The organism is Actinomycetospora sp. C-140 (genome assembly GCF_054796175.1).
Genome location: NZ_JBTWNF010000001.1, coordinates 108,562 through 125,723, shown reverse-complemented (window position 1 = coordinate 125,723; position 17,162 = coordinate 108,562). Strand labels below are relative to the sequence as shown.

The following is a 17,162-nucleotide window of genomic DNA, read 5'->3' as shown; positions in this document are numbered from 1 at the left end:
CCCGGCGATCAGGAGGAATCCGGCCGCGTGATCAGCAGGCGGGCAGTCCGAGCCCGCCGCGATAGGCCGGCGCGAGGTACACCTCGGAGATGTAGCCGACCCGCCCGTCGGGGGCCCGCGCGCCGAGCCAGACCTCCGAGACCGCGGCGTTCGGGTTCCGCCCGATGTTCGTGGACGTGAGGTCGGCGTTGGTGATGACCTCGCCGGTCAGCTGGCACACGGCGACGAACGTGGCGCCGCTCCACACCTCGGTCCCGGCGATCTTGCAGTCGGGCATGTTCGCGCAGTGCGCGACGGGGCGGACGGCGAGGTACGAGGGCGTCCGGTCCTCGACGAGCATGCCGTCGCCGATGGCGACGCGGTTCTGCACCACGACGGTCCGGGCCGGGGGTGCGGGCCGGGCGGCCAGCACCACGACCAGGGCAGCCGCCAGGGCGACGACGAGCACGACCAGGGCGGCGAACACCGCGATCTCGGCCCGGCGGCGGGGCGAGCGACGCGGGAGCGGCGGGTCGTGCGGAGGGTCGGGGACGGGCGCGGCGGTCGGGACCTCGCGCAGGCGCACGTGCCGCTCGCGCCACCGGGCGACCTCCTCCGGAGCGAGCCCGATCGCGCCCAGCACGTCGCCGACGAGATCCGCGTTGGGCAGCCCCGGGCCCCGGGTGGCGGCGGCGATCGTCGACTTGCCCCACCCCGAGAGCTCCTCGGCGCGGCGGAACGACACGTCCCGCTCGCGCAGGACGTCACGGAAGTCCGCGCAGTACCGCGCCGCGGAGTCGCCGTCCTCCACGACCCCGCCCTGCCGACCTGCACCGTCGCCGTCGATGGCTCCCCCTCGGTCCCCTCGTGTCCCCCCGGACCCGGCACCGACCGATCGTCCGGCACGGCGGCGCGCGACGCACCCCTGCGTCCGGCCGGTGTCCCGGACGGCTCCAGGACGCGCCGGACCCGCCCCGCGGTGATCGTTCCCCGACACTGGTCCGGTGCCGCGGGCGGCCGGGGGGCGCGCCCGCGGCACCCCTCACGCCTGGTGTCCCCGCACCACGTCGCGCAGCCGGGCCACGCGCTCGGCGCGCTCGCGCTCGTCGCCGCGCCCCGACGGGCGGTAGTAGTCGCGGCCCACGAGCTCGTCGGGCGGGTACTGCTGCGCGACGACGCCGGCGCGCTCGCCGTGCGGGTACACGTAGCCGACCGCGTTGCCCAGGGCCTCGGCACCCGCGTAGTGCCCGTCGCGCAGGTGCGGGGGCACGGGACCGGCGGCGCCGGAGCGGACGTCGCCCATCGCCTCGTCGATCGCCGTGATGACCGCGTTGGACTTCGGCGCCGTCGCGAGATGGATGGTGACCTGCGCCAGGTTGATCCGCGCCTCGGGCAGCCCGATGAGCTGCACGGCCTGCGCGGCGGCGACGGCGGCGGGCAGCGCGGTGGGGTCGGCGAGCCCGACGTCCTCGCTGGCGTGCACGACGAGGCGGCGGGCGATGAACCGCGGGTCCTCCCCCGCGACGATCATGCGGGCGAGGTAGTGGAGCGCGGCGTCCGGGTCGGAGCCGCGGATGGACTTGATGAACGCCGAGATGACGTCGTAGTGCTGGTCCCCGGCGCGGTCGTAGCGGACGGCGACCTCGTCGACCACCCGCTCGACGTCGTCGAGCCCCACCTCCCCGGAGCCGCCCACCGCGTCCGCCGCGGCCTCCAGGGCGGTCAGCGAGCGCCGTCCGTCGCCCGCGGCCAGCCGGACGAGGTGCGCGCGGGCGTCCGGGTGCAGCGTCACCGCGCCCCCGAGCCCGCGCGGGTCGGCCACGGCACGGTCGAGCAGCGTGCCGACCGCCTCGTCGTCGAGGGCGTGCAGGCCGAGCACCAGCGACCGCGACAGCAGGGGCGCCACGACGGAGAACGACGGGTTCTCGGTGGTGGCGCCGACCAGCAGCACGACACGGTCCTCCACCGCGGCGAGCAGCGCGTCCTGCTGGGTGCGCGAGAACCGGTGGATCTCGTCGATGAACAGCACCGTGCGCCGGGGCTCGCTGGCCGCGAGGCGCCGCCGGGCGACCTCGATGACCCCGCGCACCTCCTTCACCCCGGCGTTGAGGGCGCTCAGGGCCTCGAACGCGCGGCCGGTGGCCTGGGAGATGAGGCGCGCGAGCGTGGTCTTGCCCGTGCCGGGCGGGCCGTGCAGGAGCACCGACGCCGGCGCGGCCCCCTCCACGAGACGCCGCAGCGGCGCCCCGGGCGCGAGCAGGTGGTCCTGGCCGACGACCTCGTCGAGGCTCGCCGGGCGCATCCGGACCGCCAGGGGCGCCGCCACCCCGCTGGTGGGCGCGGGGCGGTCCTCGACGACCCCACGCGTGACGGGCCGATCCGGATCGGGGCCCGGGGCGGGGGCCTCCGGCACCTCGACGTCGAACAGCCCCTCCTCGCTCATGCCCCGAACGGTACTGACGCCCCCGACACGCTCCAGCCCGCGCCGTCGCGCGGGACGACCTCGACGGGCACGTGGCCGTGGGCCAGCAGCCGGCGCGGTCCCCCGGGGTCGGGACCGGCGAGGACGACGCCGTCGCCGCCGAGCGTCGCGACGCTGGCGCGGACGAGGGCGTCGGCGAGGTCGAGATCGTCGGTCGACACCGCGTCGCACCCCCGCCCGAGCACCCCGGGACGCGCCGCCCGGGCCCGTTCCACGACCTCGTCGACCGAGCCCGCGGGCGCGAGGGCACCGGTCGGCCCGGTGACCGTGTAGCCGCCCGACCAGGCCGCGACCGTCCACCGCCACGGCACGAGCAGGCGGGTCAGCGCCGCGGCACGGCGGGCGGGGCCGCGCGGTCCCGGAACGCCCACGAGGTCCTCCCAGGGCGCGCGGACGCGCCCCGAGCCGCAGGCGCCGCACATCAGGGCATCACGTCCCCGGAGTTCGGGCCGAGCGTCTGCCCGACGTAGAGGTCGCCGTCGGGGCTCGCGGCCAGCATGACGATCGTGGGCGCCACCTCGCCCGCGACCCCGAACCGGCCCAGCGGCAGCTCCGCGCGCTTCGCGACCTTCCAAGCGTCGGAGAGCCCGGCCACCATCGGCGTCTCGATCGGGCCCGGGGCCACGGCGTTGACCAGCACGCCGTGCGGCGCGAGCTCGCGGGCCATCGCCTTGGTCAGTCCCAGGACCCCGGCCTTGGCCGCGCAGTAGTGCGCGAGGCCCTCGCCGCCCTTGAGCCCCAGCTGGGAGGCGATGTTGACGATCCGCCCGTCGCCGCGCGCGACCATGGCCGGGGCGAACGCCCGGCTCACGAGGAACACCCCGCGCAGGTCGACCGCGACGGTGCGGTCGAAGGTCGCCGCGTCCATCGCCAGGAACGGCGTCTCGTCGAGGATCCCGGCGGCGTTGACGACGACGTCGACGACGGGGTGCTCGGCCAGGACCGACGTCGCCAGCGCCTCGACCGACGCCGCGTCGGCGACGTCCACCTCGGCGCGGTCGACGCCCACCACCGTCGCGCCCTCGGCCGTGAACGCCGCCGCGGTCGCCGCCCCGATCCCGCTCGCCGCCCCGGTGACCAGCGCGGTCCGTCCCGCCAGGCGCCCCGTCACGCCGGCCAGCCCACGGTGAGCCCGCCGTCGACCACCAGCTGGGCGCCGGTGACGTAGGCGGCGTCGTCCGAGGTGAGGAACCGGATGGCCCGCGCCGCCTCGTCGACGGTGCCGGGCCGGCCGGCGGGGATCACCCGCGAGGCGGCGGCGAGCCCGTCCGGGCCCAGCGAGTTGACGGGGTCCAGCGACTGGGGGCTCTCGATCAGCCCCGGGATGACGGCGTTGACGCGGATCCCGCGGGGCGCCAGCTCGACGCCCAGCGACCGGCACAGCCCGAGCACCCCGGCCTTGGCCGCGGCGTAGTGGGCGTGGTCGTCCCAGCCGTAGACGCCGCCCGAGATCGAGGAGGTCGCGACGAAGGCCCCGGGCCCGTCCATCACCGCGGCGGCCGCCCGGAAGGTGCGCATGACCCCGGTCAGGTCGACCTCGAGCATGGTGTTCCACGACGCGTCGTCGAGCTCGGCGAGCGGCGAGACCCGCAGGATGCCGGCCGCGGCGACGGCGATGTCGAGACGGCCGAACTCGGTGACCGCGCGCCGGGCGAGCGCGTCGACCTGGGCGGTGTCGGCGACGTCGACGTCCACCGGCACGCAGCGGGCCCCGGTGCCGACAGCCTCGACGGCCGCCACGGTCTCGCCCACGTCGTGCGGGTCGCCGGGAAAGCTGCCGACGACGGTGTGGGTGCCGGCGCGGGCGTAGGCCACGGCCAGGGCGCGCCCGATGCCGCTCGCCCCGCCGGTGACCAGGGCGACGCGCCCCTCCAGGCCGTCGTCGCGGGCCGGGCTCACGCCGGGCCCCCGACCGGCTCGACCGCCGCCGCCACCGGGGCCGGGACGTGGCGCGTCCCGAGCATGACCACCGCCGAGAGCAGCAGGAACGCCGAGCCGGCGATCGCCGCGGCCGGTCCGGCGGTCATCCCCGCGGCCAGCAGGGCGCTGAGCACCCCGGAGCCGGCGATGCCGCCGACCGGGCCCATGACGTGCGCGACGTTCGTGCCGACCCCGCGCACCTCGGCCGGGAACGACTCGCCCATGTAGAACAGCAGCGCCGCGTACGGGCCGGTGAGGAAGAACAGCGTGAGCGCGTAGGTGACGATGACGAAGCCCGCCGAGGACGGGCCGAAGAGCATCACCAGGCTGACCGCGCCGCCGAGCAGCCAGCCGCCGATGATCGTGCGCCGCCGCCCGACCCGGTCGCCGATCGCCCCGTGCACGAGGTAGCCGCAGAAGCCGACGGCGTTGGCGAGCACGAGGATCAGCAGCGAGTTGTCGAAGCTGATGCCCTTGGCGTCGGTGAGCACGGTCGTGCCGAGCACCGAGAAGACCTGGATCGCCATCCAGTTGAACAGCCACGCCGCGGCGAGGCAGACCGTGTGCCGGCGCAGCGCCGGGGTGAACACGTCGCGGACCCCGGCGCGCGTCGCGCCCTCGTCGAGGCCCTGGGACCGGGCGAGCTCGCCCGCGCCGGCCTCGTCGCCGGACTCACGGCGGCGCCGGACCTCCTTCAGCGCCAGGAACGCCGGCGACTCCGGCAGGCGCGAGGCGACGATCGCGACGAGGACCGCCGGCACCATCGCGACGACGAACGTCCAGCGCCACCCCAGCAGCGGCAGCAGGATCGCGGTGAGCCCGGCCGCGACCAGGGCGCCGACCGGCCAGCCGGACTGCACGAGGCTGTAGAGGAACCCGCGCCGCCTGGCCTTCGCGTACATCTCGTTGAGGTAGACCGCGTTGACGACCTCCTCGGAGAACCCGAAGCCCGACAGCGACCGGATGAGCACCAGGGACACCGCGCCGACGGCGAGGCCCGTGAGCCCGCTGCTCAGCGCGGCGCCGAGCACCGTGATGATCAGCGCCCGGCGCCGGCCCTGGCGGTCGAGCAGCGTCCCGACCACCAGCGAGACCACGAAGACGCCGACCGAGACCCAGGTGTTGACCGCGGTCGAGAACGCGGTGCTCCAGCCGAAGTCCTCGGCGATGACCGGGAGCAGGGTCCCGAACAGGGTGAAGTCGTAGACCGAGAACACCCAGGCGGCGAAGCACACCGCCGACACGAACGCGATCGTGCGGCCGGTGACGGGCCGCTCCCACGGCGCGGTCACGAGCTGCTCCGCGGGTGGCGCGCGACGAAGTCCTGCGCGATCTCGTCCAAGGTCGCCCAGCGCACGCCGTCGTGGCCGTTGATGTGCTCGATGAGCCGTTCCAGGGCGAGCAGCACCTGCGGGCGTCCCGAGACGTCGGGGTGGATCGTCATCGTGAAGGCCGCGTAGTCGCACTCGCGGTAGGTCCAGTCGAACTGGTCGCGCCACATCGACTCGATGTCGCGCGGGTTCACGAAGCCGTGGCTGTTCGGGCTGGTCTTGATGAACATCATCGGCGGCAGGTCGTCGAGGTACCAGTTCGCGGGGATCTCGACGAGGTCGGTCTCGTGGCCGCGGACCAGGGGCTTCATCCAGGTCTCGGCGGGCTGGTCGTAGTCGATCGGGGTCCACGAGTCGCCGACCCGCACGTAGTAGGGCGTGACGTCGCGGTGCATCAGCGAGTGGTCGTAGCGGATGCCGCGGTCGAGCAGGATCTCGTTGGTCACCGGGCTGAACTCCCACCACGGCGCCACGTAACCGGTGGGCCGGCGCCCGCTGCGGCGCTCGATGAGCTCGACGCAGTAGTCGAGGATCGTCTCCTCCTGCCGGCGGGTCATCGCGATCGGGTTCTCGTGGCTGTAGCCGTGGACGCCGATCTCGTGCCCGGCGGCGACGCAGGCGTCGAACTCGTCCGGGAACGTCTCGATCGAGTGGCCGGGCCAGAACCAGGTCTGGCGCAGGCCGAAGCGGCGCTGGAGCTCGAGCAGGCGGGGCACGCCGACCTCACCGGCGAACACGCCGCGCGAGATGTCGTCGGGCGAGTCCTGCCCGCCGTACGAGCCGAGCCAGCCGCCGACCGCGTCGACGTCGGTCCCGAGGGCGACGAGGATGTCCTTGGGCATGCGGGTTCTCCTCCTGGTCACAGGTGGGGGTCGAGGAACCGGCCGGGATCGTCGGGATCGGCGGCCAGGGCGAGGGCGAGCAGCACCCGGGCCTGCCAGGGGCCGAGGTCGCCGGCGAAGCGCGCGCCGCGTGCGGCCAGGGCGGCGCCCCCGCCGGCGTAGCGCGGCGAGACGGGGCCCTCGGCGACGCGGCTGGCCACGAGCACGGTGACGCCGGCGTCGACCGCCGCGCCGACCGCGTCGACGACCGCGGGTGTCGCGTTGCCGGCCCCGGTGGCGGCCAGCACGATCCCCCGGGCCCCGGCCGCGACGGCGGCGTGCACGAACGTCCCGTCGGCGCCGAGGTGGCAGGCGACGACGTCGACGCGCGGCGGCGCGTGCGCCGGGACGGGCAGGGGCGGACGCCGCACCGGGCGGGCCAGCCGGTGGACCGTGCCGTCGACGACACGGTGCAGCGCGAGCGGTGACGCGAACGCCCCGGTCGCGAGGGTGTGGCGCTTCGCGACGCCGCGGGCGGCGTGCGCCCGCCCGTCGAAGCAGAGCAGCACGCCGTCGTCGCGGACACCGGGGTCGGCGGCGAGGGTGAGGGCGTCGCGCAGGTTGGCCGGCCCGTCGGCACCGGGTTCGTCGGCGGCCCGCTGCGCGCCGGTCAGGACCACCGGGCGCGGGTCGTCGAGCAGGAGGTCCAGCCCGTAGGCGGTCTCCTCCATCGTGTCGGTGCCGTGGGTGACGACGACGCCGCCCGCACCGGCCGCGAGGGCGTCCGCGACGGTCGCGCGCAGCCGCAGCACGTCGTCCATCCCGAGCGCGAAGCTCGGCGCGGTCGCGAGGTCGAGGACCTCCACCGACCCGGCTCCGACCGGCGCTCCCCCCGCCGCCGCGAGCAGCCGGGCGCCGTCGAGGCGGGCCGCGAGCCCGGCGCCGCCGTCGGCCGTGCTCGCGATCGTGCCGCCCGTGGCGACGAGGAGGACGGACATCGCACCTCACGTTCGAGGGTTGCAATCGATTTCGTCAGACATTAAGCAAACGATTGCGATGAGCACAAGAGAGCGACGAACCCGTGACGTGGCGTGACCAACCCCGGGCCGCGGCATCCGGTAGAACCGAGCCCGTGGTCCCCCGCAGCGTCCCCCGCCGGCACCCGACGATCGCCGAGGTCGCCCGGGTCGCCGGGGTGCACCCGTCGACGGTCTCGCGGGCGCTGCGCGGCGAGAGCGGCATCGCCGCCGACACCGTCGGACGGGTACGCCGCGTGGCCGACGAGCTCGGCTACCGCCCCGACCCGGCGGCGGTCGGGCTGCGCACGAGGCGCAGCGGGCTCATCGGCGTCCTGGTCCCCCGCCTGACCGACGTGGTGCTCGCGACGATCTACGAGGGACTGGACGCGGCCGCGGCGGAGGCCGGCTTCCAGACGTTCGTGGCGAACACCGGCGACGACCCCGAGACCCGCCGGCGCCGCCTCGCCACCCTGCGCGACCGGCGCGTCGACGGCGTCGTCCTCGGCGACGCGCGGCTGACCGACGACGACCTGCTCGCCGCGCTCGCGGCCGACGGCCTGCCCTACGTGCTGGTCTCGCGGCGCTCGCGCGGGCACCTGTCGGTGACCACCGACGACCTGCGCGGCGGCCGCCTGGTCGCCGAACACCTGCTCGCCCTCGGCCACGAGCGCGTCGGGGTGGTCGCCGGGCGGACCTACTCCAGCACCGGCGTCGAACGCACCCGCGGGTTCTGCGAGCGCTACGCCGAGGCCGGCCTCCCGGTGCCCGAGGAGCTGGTGCTGCCCAGCCGCTACGACGTGTCCGGGGGCCGCGAGGTCGCCGACGCGCTGCTCGCCGTGCGGCCGCGCCCGACCGCGCTGTTCGCGGTGAACGACTTCACCGCCATCGGCGTCATGGGCGCCGTGCGCTCGGCCGGGCTGCGCATCGGCGACGACGTCGCGGTGGTCGGCTACAACGACGTCCCGCTCGCCGCCGAGCTGCCGATCCCGCTGACCACCGTCGCGTCCCCGATGACCGAGATGGGCCGCGTCGGGATGGCGCGCCTGCTCGACCGCGCCGCGGGCCGGACGGTGCGCTCGGTCCGGCTGCGGCCACGCCTGATGGCCCGCGAGTCGTCCGGGCCCGGCCGTCCCGCGGGCTCCCCGGACGCCGACTAGGGTCGGTGGCCATGCGCGAGATCCTCAGCGTGCTCGAGTCCGACGCCCGTGCGACACCCGACCGCATCGCGGCGCTCACCGGGATCGCGGAGGACGAGGTCCGCGCGCAGATCGCGGCGTGGGAGGCCGAGGGGGTCATCCGCCGGTACAAGACGGTGATCGACCGGGACCGGCTCGGCGAGGACCGCGTCACCGCGTTCGTCGACGTCACCGTCGCCCCCGAGCGCGGCCGCGGGTTCGACGACGTCGCGGAGCGGATCGCGAAGTTCCGCGAGATCCGCGCGGTGCACCTGGTGAGCGGGGCGCAGGACCTGAGGGTCGAGGTCGAGGGCGCCTCGATGAAGGAGGTCGCCGACTTCGTGGCCCAGAAGCTCTCCGGGGTGGAGCGCGTGACCGCCACCAGCACCCACTTCCTGCTGCGGCGCTACAAGGACGACGGCCAGCTGCTCACCGAGCCCGAGCCCGACCAGCGTCTGTCGGTGATGCCGTGAAGCCGCAGAAGCCGTTCTCGAAGGTCGTCGAGGCCTGCCCGCCGTCGGGCATCCGCAAGTTCTTCGACCTGGCGCAGACGATGAAGGGCGTCATCACCCTCGGCGTCGGCGAGCCGGACTTCCCGACGCCGTGGGGTGTGCGGGAGTCGGCGATCCACGCGCTGAGCCGCGGTGCCACGACCTACACCGGCAACTCCGGGCTGCTGGAGCTGCGCGAGCTGATCTGCGCCGAGCTCGCCGCGCGGAACGGCACGACCTACCGGCCCGAGGACGAGTGCCTGGTGACCTCGGGGGTGTCCGAGGGGCTCGACCTCACGCTGCGGGCGCTGCTCAACCCCGGCGACGAGGTGATCGTCCCGGAGCCGTCGTACGTGGCCTACCAGCCGTGCGTGTCGTTCGCGGGCGGCGTGCCGGTGCCCGTGGCCGCCGACCCGGCGCAGGGCTACCGGATCGACGCCGAGCGCATCGCGGCGGCCGTGACCCCGCGGACCAAGGCCGTGCTGTTCGGCTCGCCGTCGAACCCGACGGGCGCGGCCCAGTCGGCCGCGGACCTCACCGCGCTCGCCGCGCTGGCGCAGCGCGAGGACTTCTGGCTGATCAGCGACGAGATCTACGACCGGCTGACCTACACCGGCACGCACACGAGCACCGCGGCCGTCGACGGGGCGTGGGACCGCACGGTGGTGCTCAACGGCTTCTCGAAGGCGTACGCGATGACCGGCTGGCGCGTGGGCTACGTGTGCGCGCCGGAGCCGCTGGCGGCGCTGATGCACCGCATCCACCAGTACACGATGCTGTGCGCCCCGCACGTCAGCCAGGTCGCGGCCATCGAGGCGCTGAAGAGCGCCGACCCCGACGTCACCGAGATGGTCGCCGACTACGACCGGCGTCGGCGGCTGTTCGTCAAGGGGCTCGACGAGCTCGGGCTGACGTGCCCGGAGCCGGGCGGGGCGTTCTACGCGTTCCCCTCGATCCGGGCCAGCGGGCTGTCGTCGCAGGACTTCGCCGAGCAGCTGCTCTCCGAGCAGAAGGTGGCGGTCGTGCCCGGCGACGTCTTCGGCCCGTCGGGCGAGGGGCACGTGCGCTGCTCCTACGCCACCGCCCTCCCCCTGCTCGAGGAGGCCCTCGACCGCATGGGCCGCTTCCTCGCCTCCCGTATGTGAGCGAACTTTGGGGCTATAGCCCCAAAGTTCGCTCACGTGCACTGAGGCGACCCACACTGCGTCCGGTCCCTACGTGATCCGGTCACTTACCGGGTCCGGGGGCCGCTGGCAGCCTGGCTGACCTCGGCGGACCACCACCTGCCTCACCGCCGTGGACCGGCCGGGGGAAACGCCGTGACCTCATTCGCCTCGCACGACGACACCACGGTCCACATCCTCTGGATCAACGCCGGTCTCAGTTGCGACGGCGACTCGGTCGCCCTCACGGCCGCCACCCAGCCCAGCATCGAGGAGATCGCGCTCGGCGCCCTGCCCGGCCTGCCGAAGGTCGCCGTGCACTGGCCGCTGATCGACTTCGAATCGGGGCCGGACAAGGGCGCGGACACGTTCATCGAGTGGTTCTTCCGGGCCGAGCGCGGGGAGCTCGACGGCCCCTTCGTCCTCGTGATCGAGGGCTCGATCCCCAACGAGGCGATCAAGCCCGAGGGCTACTGGTGCGGGTTCGGCAACAACCCCGAGACCGGGCAGCCGATGACCACCAGCGAGTGGATCGACCGGCTCGCCCCGAAGGCGCTCGGCATCCTCGCCGTCGGCACCTGCGCCACCTACGGCGGCATCCACGCGATGGCGGGCAACCCGACGGGCGCGATGGGCGTCGCCGACTACCTCGGCCACAACTGGACGTCCGCCGCCGGCCTGCCGATCGTCAACGTGCCCGGCTGCCCCGTGCACCCGGACAACCTCTCCGAGACGATCCTCTACCTGCTCTACCAGGCGGTGGGCTCGGCGCCGATGATCCCGCTCGACGAGGCGGGCCGGCCGACGTGGTTGTTCGGCAAGACCGTCCACGAGGGCTGCGACCGCGGCGGCTACTACGAGCAGGGGCAGTTCGCGACGGAGTACGGCTCGCCGGAGTGCCTGGTCAAGCTCGGCTGCTGGGGCCCGGTCGTGAAGTGCAACGTGCCCAAGCGCGGCTGGATCAACGGGGTCGGCGGCTGCCCCAACGTCGGCGGCATCTGCATCGGCTGCACGATGCCCGGCTTCCCCGACAAGTTCATGCCGTTCATGGACGCCCCGCCCGGCAGCAAGGTCTCCGGCGCCGCCAGCGGCGCCTACGGCGTGGCGATCCGCAAGCTGCGTGACATCACCGCCAAGAAGGTCGACCAGGAACCGCGCTGGCGGGCCCCCGGGCGTTCGCTGCGCACCGGCTACCAGCCCGTCGCGTTCTGAGGAGGCCCGCCATGACCGCCACCGCACCGAAGAGCAGCACCGGCCAGAAGACCGACCTCGTCGAGATGGCGTGGGACCCGATCACCCGGATCGTCGGCAGCCTGGGCATCTACACGAAGATCGATTTCGCGGCGAAGCGCGTCGCGGAGTGCCACTCCACGTCGTCGATCTTCCGCGGCTACTCCATCTTCATGAAGGGCAAGGACCCGCGCGACGCGCACTTCATCACGAGCCGGATCTGCGGGATCTGCGGCGACAACCACGCGACCTGCTCGGTCTACAACCAGAACATGGCCTACGGGGTGCGCCCGCCGCACCTCGGGGAATGGATCATCAACCTCGGCGAGGCCGCCGAGTACATGTTCGACCACAACCTCTACCAGGACAATCTGGTCGGCGTGGACTTCTGCGAGAAGATGATCGCGGAGACCAACCCCGGGGTGCTGGAGCTCGCGAACCGCACCGAGGCCCGCGGCGCGGCCGAGCACGGCTACCGGACCATCGGCGACATCATGCGGGCGCTCAACCCGTTCACCGGCGAGTTCTATCGCGAGACCCTCAAGGTCAGCCGGTACACGCGCGAGATGTTCTGCCTCATGGAGGGGCGCCACGTCCACCCGTCGACGCTCTACCCGGGCGGCGTCGGCACGGTCGCCACGATCCAGCTGTTCACCGACTACATGACCCGGCTCATGTGGTACGTCGAGTTCATGAAGCGCGTCGTGCCGATGCACGACGACCTGTTCGACTTCATGTACGAGGCACTGCCCGGCTACGAGGAAGTAGGCCGTCGCCGCGTTCTCCTCGGCTGCTGGGGCTCGCTGAACGACCCCGAGCACTGCGACTTCGACTACCGCACGATGACGAACTGGGGACGCAAGATGTTCGTCACCCCGGGCGTCGTCGTCGACGGGAAGCTGGTCACCACCGACCTCGTCGAGATCAACCTGGGGATCCGGATCCTCCTGGGCAGCTCGTTCTACCGCGGCTGGGAGGACCAGCCGGTGTTCGTGCGGCAGGACCCCCTCGGCAACCCGGTCTCGCAGGACCATCCCTGGAACCAGCACACGATCCCGGCGCCGCAGAAGCGCGACTTCGACGACAAGTACTCCTGGACGATGTCGCCGCGCTGGTTCGACGGCACCGACCACCTCCCGCTCGACACCGGCGGCGGCCCGATCGCCCGGCTCTGGGCCACGGCGCTCGCCGGCCTGGTCGACATCGGCTACATCCGGGCCACCGGCCACAGCGTCGACATCAACCTCCCGCGGACGGTGAACCGCCCGGAGCGCACGTTCACCTGGCGACCGCCCACGGACACCCAGGGCCGCCCGCTGTCGAACGCCATCGAGCGCGACCGCGCCCGCACCTACTTCCAGGCCTACGCCGCGGCGGCCGCGATGCACTTCCTCGAGAAGGCGCTGGCCGAGGTCCGCGGCGGGCACACGAAGACCTGGGAGTCGTTCGTCGTCCCCGACGAGTCCGTGAGCTGCGGGTTCACCGAGGCCGTGCGGGGCGTGCTGTCCCACCACATGGTCGTGCGCGACGGCAAGATCGCGAACTACCACCCCTACCCGCCGACACCGTGGAACGGCAGCGTCCGCGACAAGTTCGGCACGCCGGGGCCATACGAGGACGCGGTGCAGAACACCCCGATCTTCGAGGAGAACAGCCCGGACAACTTCAAGGGCATCGACATCATGCGGGCCGTCCGCAGCTTCGACCCGTGCCTGCCCTGCGGCGTGCACATGTACCTCGGCGGCGGGAAGCAGCTGCACCGCGAGACCTCCCCCACCCAGCTCAACCTGCCCTGAGATGGAGAGCCCCGACCCCGGGGCCGTCGCCGAGCAGATCGCCGCGCTGCTCGACGAGCTGTCGGCCCAGCCCGCCGCCCGCGGGATCGGCGACGACCTCGTGCGCGTGCTGATGGAGTTCTACGGGGCGGGGCTCGAGCGGGTCGTCGCGATCGCGCGCCTCGGGGCCGGGGACGCGCTGGTGCACCGGCTGGCCGCCGACCCGCTCGTCGCCGCGCTGCTGGCGCTGCACGACCTGCACCCCGTCGAGCTCACCGACCGCGTCGGCCATGCCCTCGACACGGCGCGCCGGCGGCTCGGCAGCCACGGCAGCGGGGTCGCCCTCGACCGCGTCGACACCCACACCGGCACGGTCCACGTCGTCCTCGCCGCCGGGTGCGGGGCGTCGTCGGAGACCGTGCGCGACGTGGTGCGGACCGCGGTCGCGGAGCTCGCGCCCGAGATCGCGGCCGTCGATTTCACGGCCGGGGAACCGGGGCCCGCCCTGCTCCAGATCGGGCTGCGGCCGCCCGACAGCACCGCGGCGGCCGGCTCGTGACCGCCGGCGTGGACGAGGTGCGCGGGCTGCGCCGCTTCCTCACGCCGCGGGCGTCGGCGCCCCCGGTGGAGCGCTGCGAGCTGTGCGCCGACGAGGTCCCCGCCGAGCACCCCCACCTCGTCCACCCCGCCGAGCGCTCGCTGCGCTGCGCGTGCCGGGCCTGCGCGCTGTTGTTCGACCGCGGCGCGAGCGGTTACCGCCGCGTCCCCGACCGGTACCTCGTCGACCCAGGCTTCGTCCTCACCGACGCCCAGTGGGACGCCCTGCAGATCCCGGTGGGCCTGGCGTTCTTCCTGCGCACCGACGACCGGATCCTCGCCTGCTACCCGAGCCCGGCGGGGGCCACGGAGAGCGAGCTGGACCTCGCGTCCTGGGCCGACGGCGTCGGTGCCGGTGCGCTCGCCGGGCTCCTCGAGCCCGACGTCGAGGCCCTGCTCGTGCGCCGCGGACCGCCCGCCTGCCTGCTGGTCCCGATCGACGCCTGCTACCGGCTCGTCGGGCTCGTGCGCCGGCACTGGCGCGGCTTCGACGGCGGCGCGGAGGCCTGGGGCCACATCGACGGCTTCTTCGACGACGCCCTCGCCCGCGCCCGCGAGGTGCCGCCGTGACCCTGCCCTTCCCCCGCCCCGATCCCGGTCCGGAGCTGCGCTTCGCGGTCACCGGCGCCGACCACGACGCGAGCGCGCTCACCCCGACCCTGCGCCTGCACCTCACCGTCACCGAGACCACCGGCACCCGGGTCCACGCCCTGGCCCTGCGCACCCAGATCCGCATCGAGCCCGCGCGTCGCCGGTACGCCGCCGAGGAGCAGGCCCGGCTGGTCGAGGTGTTCGGCGAGCCCGAGCGGTGGGGCCGCACGCTCAACCCGATGCAGCTCGCGACGGTCGCGACGGTGACCCCGGGGTTCGCCGGCGAGCACACGGCCGTGCTCGAGGTGCCGCTGACCAGCGACGCCGACATCGCCTCGACCCGCTACCTGCGCGGCCTCGACGCCGGCGAGATCCCCCTGCTGCTGCTGTTCAGCGGCACCGTGTTCTACGCGGCTGACGCCGGGGTCCAGGTGGGTCTCGTGCCGTGGAGCAGCGAGGCGGCGTTCCGGCTCCCGGTGGCCGTGTGGACCGCGATGATGACCGCGCACTACGGCGGCACGACGTGGCTGCCGCTGCCCGCGCGCACGTTCGACGCGCTGGCCGCGTGGCGGGCGGCCCGGGCGCTGCCGAGCTGGGAGCAGACGGTCGAGGCGCTGCTGGAGCGTGACCCGTGAGCGCGCCCGCCGACCCCCGCGACCCGCTGGCCGAGGTCGCGGCCGTGGCCGACGCCGTGCTCCTCGAGGGCTACCTGCTCTACCCGTACCGGGCGTCGGCGCAGAAGAACGCGCTGCGCTGGCAGTTCGGCGTGCTCGTGCCGCCCGCGACCTCCGAGCGCCTCGCCGAACCCTCCCGGAGCCGGACCGAGCTGCTCCTCGAGCCGCGCGCCGGCGCGGTGCTGCGCGTGCGGGTGCGGTTCCTGCAGGTGCAGGAGCGGGTGGTCGTCGACCGTGCGGACCGGGTGCGCGACCGGCTCACCGTCGACGACGTCCCCCACTTCGGCTGGGACGAGGGCCTGACCCGCGAGCTGCACGCGGCGGTGCCCGTCGACGCGCTCGGGCAGCGACCGATCACGATGCCGATCACGGGGCAGGCCACCGAGGTCCGCACCCCGATCCGCGACGCCCGCGGGGTCGAGCCGGGCGCCTACGTGCGGCGGACACGGGCGATCGCGGGGCACGCCCGGCTCACCGCCACGTCCGTGCCCGGCCCGTACCGCGTCCTGCGCCTGCGGCTCGACGTCGTCAACGACACCGTGGCCGACCCGGACCTGCCCCGCGACGAGGCCCTGCGGTGCTCGCTCGTCGCGGCGCACACCGTGCTGGGCCTCGACGCCGGCGCGTTCGTCTCCAGCGCCGACCCGCCGGAGTGGGCGGCGCCCGCCGTGGCCGACTGCGTCAACGAGCACAGCTGGCCGGTGCTCGCCGGTGCGCCCGGCACCGCCCGCCTCGTCCTCGCCTCGCCGATCATCCTGTCCGACCACCCGCAGCTCGCGCCCGAGAGCCCCACCGACCTCTTCGACGGCACCGAGAACGACGAGATCCTCAGCCTGCGGACCCTGGCGCTCACCGACGCCGAGAAGCGCGAGGCGCGGGCCACCGATCCGCGCGCCGCCGACCTGCTCGACGCGCTCGACGCCATGGGCCCGGAGATGTTCGAGCGGCTGCACGGGACGTTCCGCCCGGGCGGCCGCGCCGACCCGGTCCCGACGATCACCACGCCGGGAACCACCCCCTGGTGGGACCCGGGCGCCGACGCCTCCGTCGATCCCGGGTCCGACACCGCCCTGGTCGGCGGCACCCCGGTCGCCCGCGGCAGCACCGTGGTCCTGCGCCCCGGACCCGGCGGCGACGCCCAGGACGCGTTCCTCGCCGGCGCCGTCGCCACCGTCGAGGCCGTGCTCCACGACGTCGACGGCGGCGTCCACGTCGCCGTGTCGCTCGTCGACGACCCCGGCGCCGACCTGCAGGCCGCCCACGGCCGCCACCGGTACTTCCGGCCCGAGGAGCTGGAGCTGCGACGCGAAGCGCAGCGGAGCCGGAGCGATCGGAGGGGCCACTCATGAGGATCCTGGCGGCGGGCGTCGGCAACGTCTTCTTCTCCGACGACGGATTCGGCTCGGAGGTCGCCCGGCGCCTCCTCGCGGCCGGTGGCCTGCCCGCGGGCGTCGAGGTCGTCGACGTCGGCATCCGCGGCATGCACCTCGCCTACCAGGTGCTCGAGGGCTACGACGTGCTCGTCGTCGTCGACGCCCACCCGGGCGGCCGGGCGCCGGGGACGCTGAGCCTGCACGAGCACGACCTCGCGGGCGCCGGTGCCGACGCCGCCTTCGATCCGCACGGCATGGAGCCCGACGCCGTCCTCGACCTCGTCGGCGCCCTGGCCCGCGGGGTCGAGGCCTCGGAGCTGCGGCGCGTCCTGGTGCTCGGCTGCGAGCCCGCGACCACGGGCGCCGGCATGGGACTGACCCCGGCCGTGGCCGCCGCGGTCGACGACGCCGTCGACGTCCTCGGACGGATCGTCGCCCGCCTGCGCGCGGGCGAGCCCTTCACCGCCACCACCGACACGGGAGCCATCCGATGATCAAGATTCTGTTCCTCGCGCTGGTCGGCGCCACGGCGTGGGCCGTG

Annotated in this window: 18 protein-coding genes; 10 read left to right on the top strand and 8 right to left on the bottom strand. The window is 74.4% G+C overall.

Annotated features, from left to right (window positions below; genetic code table 11):
* Positions 1–31: 31 nt before the first annotated feature.
* The 8 genes from ACR9E3_RS00585 to ACR9E3_RS00550 form a co-directional block, all read right to left on the bottom strand.
* A complete protein-coding gene (locus ACR9E3_RS00585) occupies positions 32–790 on the bottom strand; it encodes a hypothetical protein (protein WP_460377624.1) in 759 nt (252 codons plus the stop codon).
* 231 nt (positions 791–1,021) lie between these two features.
* Positions 1,022–2,422 (bottom strand): replication-associated recombination protein A, encoded by a 1,401-nt coding sequence (locus ACR9E3_RS00580; protein WP_460377622.1) that lies wholly within the window; start codon positions 2,420–2,422, stop codon positions 1,022–1,024.
* Positions 2,419–2,832, bottom strand: coding sequence for a hypothetical protein (locus ACR9E3_RS00575; RefSeq protein WP_460377620.1), 414 nt, complete (start codon positions 2,830–2,832; stop codon positions 2,419–2,421). The genes ACR9E3_RS00580 and ACR9E3_RS00575 overlap by 4 nt, the downstream gene beginning before the upstream one ends.
* Before the next feature lie 50 nt (positions 2,833–2,882).
* Positions 2,883–3,572 carry an SDR family NAD(P)-dependent oxidoreductase gene (locus tag ACR9E3_RS00570; protein ID WP_460377618.1) on the bottom strand — a complete coding sequence of 230 codons (690 nt, stop codon included), beginning with the start codon at positions 3,570–3,572 and terminating at the stop codon, positions 2,883–2,885.
* Positions 3,569–4,360, bottom strand: coding sequence for an SDR family NAD(P)-dependent oxidoreductase (locus ACR9E3_RS00565; protein ID WP_460377616.1), 792 nt, complete (start codon positions 4,358–4,360; stop codon positions 3,569–3,571). The genes ACR9E3_RS00570 and ACR9E3_RS00565 overlap by 4 nt, the downstream gene beginning before the upstream one ends.
* On the bottom strand, positions 4,357–5,673 hold the full coding sequence (locus ACR9E3_RS00560; protein ID WP_460377614.1) for an MFS transporter: 1,317 nt from the start codon (positions 5,671–5,673) through the stop codon (positions 4,357–4,359). The genes ACR9E3_RS00565 and ACR9E3_RS00560 overlap by 4 nt, the downstream gene beginning before the upstream one ends.
* A complete protein-coding gene (locus ACR9E3_RS00555) occupies positions 5,670–6,554 on the bottom strand; it encodes a polysaccharide deacetylase family protein (protein ID WP_460377612.1) in 885 nt (294 codons plus the stop codon). Before ACR9E3_RS00555 ends, ACR9E3_RS00560 begins: the two co-directional genes overlap by 4 nt.
* 17 nt (positions 6,555–6,571) lie before the next feature.
* A complete protein-coding gene (locus tag ACR9E3_RS00550; protein WP_460377610.1) occupies positions 6,572–7,531 on the bottom strand; it encodes an asparaginase domain-containing protein in 960 nt (319 codons plus the stop codon).
* Between the two features lie 134 nt (positions 7,532–7,665).
* Between ACR9E3_RS00550 and ACR9E3_RS00545 the strand changes: the two genes are divergently transcribed.
* From ACR9E3_RS00545 to ACR9E3_RS00500, 10 genes are all read left to right on the top strand, one after another.
* Positions 7,666–8,709, top strand: a complete 1,044-nt coding sequence (locus ACR9E3_RS00545; protein ID WP_460377608.1) for a LacI family DNA-binding transcriptional regulator — start codon at positions 7,666–7,668, stop codon at positions 8,707–8,709.
* Between the two features lie 11 nt (positions 8,710–8,720).
* A complete protein-coding gene (locus ACR9E3_RS00540) occupies positions 8,721–9,200 on the top strand; it encodes an Lrp/AsnC family transcriptional regulator (protein ID WP_285648206.1) in 480 nt (159 codons plus the stop codon).
* Complete coding sequence (locus ACR9E3_RS00535; RefSeq protein ID WP_460377606.1) at positions 9,197–10,363, top strand: aminotransferase class I/II-fold pyridoxal phosphate-dependent enzyme; 1,167 nt, start codon at positions 9,197–9,199, stop codon at positions 10,361–10,363. Before ACR9E3_RS00540 ends, ACR9E3_RS00535 begins: the two co-directional genes overlap by 4 nt.
* Positions 10,364–10,537: 174 nt before the next feature.
* Entirely contained in the window at positions 10,538–11,593 is a 1,056-nt protein-coding gene (locus ACR9E3_RS00530; RefSeq protein ID WP_460377604.1) for an NADH-quinone oxidoreductase subunit B family protein, read from the top strand.
* Positions 11,594–11,604: 11 nt separating this feature from the next.
* Positions 11,605–13,407 (top strand): nickel-dependent hydrogenase large subunit, encoded by a 1,803-nt coding sequence (locus ACR9E3_RS00525; protein WP_460377603.1) that lies wholly within the window; start codon positions 11,605–11,607, stop codon positions 13,405–13,407.
* Between the two features lies 1 nt (position 13,408).
* On the top strand, positions 13,409–13,945 hold the full coding sequence (locus ACR9E3_RS00520) for a NifU family protein (protein WP_460377601.1): 537 nt from the start codon (positions 13,409–13,411) through the stop codon (positions 13,943–13,945).
* Positions 13,942–14,553 carry a DUF5947 family protein gene (locus ACR9E3_RS00515; protein WP_460377600.1) on the top strand — a complete coding sequence of 204 codons (612 nt, stop codon included), beginning with the start codon at positions 13,942–13,944 and terminating at the stop codon, positions 14,551–14,553. Before ACR9E3_RS00520 ends, ACR9E3_RS00515 begins: the two co-directional genes overlap by 4 nt.
* On the top strand, positions 14,550–15,209 hold the full coding sequence (locus ACR9E3_RS00510) for a DUF6084 family protein (protein WP_460377598.1): 660 nt from the start codon (positions 14,550–14,552) through the stop codon (positions 15,207–15,209). The genes ACR9E3_RS00515 and ACR9E3_RS00510 overlap by 4 nt, the downstream gene beginning before the upstream one ends.
* Positions 15,206–16,597, top strand: a complete 1,392-nt coding sequence (locus tag ACR9E3_RS00505; protein WP_460377596.1) for a hypothetical protein — start codon at positions 15,206–15,208, stop codon at positions 16,595–16,597. The genes ACR9E3_RS00510 and ACR9E3_RS00505 overlap by 4 nt, the downstream gene beginning before the upstream one ends.
* Complete coding sequence (locus tag ACR9E3_RS00500; RefSeq protein ID WP_460377594.1) at positions 16,594–17,115, top strand: hydrogenase maturation protease; 522 nt, start codon at positions 16,594–16,596, stop codon at positions 17,113–17,115. Before ACR9E3_RS00505 ends, ACR9E3_RS00500 begins: the two co-directional genes overlap by 4 nt.
* Positions 17,116–17,162 lie beyond the last annotated feature (47 nt).

Excerpts from the sequence above, each read along its gene's own strand:
- ACR9E3_RS00540 (WP_285648206.1), top strand. The coding sequence starts at position 8,721 with ATGCGCGAGATCCTCAGCGTGCTCGAGTCCGACGCCCGTGCGACACCC.
- ACR9E3_RS00555 (WP_460377612.1), bottom strand. The coding sequence starts at position 6,554 with ATGCCCAAGGACATCCTCGTCGCCCTCGGGACCGACGTCGACGCGGTC.
- ACR9E3_RS00500 (WP_460377594.1), top strand. The coding sequence starts at position 16,594 with ATGAGGATCCTGGCGGCGGGCGTCGGCAACGTCTTCTTCTCCGACGAC.
- ACR9E3_RS00580 (WP_460377622.1), bottom strand. The coding sequence starts at position 2,422 with ATGAGCGAGGAGGGGCTGTTCGACGTCGAGGTGCCGGAGGCCCCCGCC.
- ACR9E3_RS00550 (WP_460377610.1), bottom strand. The coding sequence starts at position 7,531 with ATGTCCGTCCTCCTCGTCGCCACGGGCGGCACGATCGCGAGCACGGCC.
- ACR9E3_RS00520 (WP_460377601.1), top strand. The coding sequence starts at position 13,409 with ATGGAGAGCCCCGACCCCGGGGCCGTCGCCGAGCAGATCGCCGCGCTG.
- ACR9E3_RS00525 (WP_460377603.1), top strand. The coding sequence starts at position 11,605 with ATGACCGCCACCGCACCGAAGAGCAGCACCGGCCAGAAGACCGACCTC.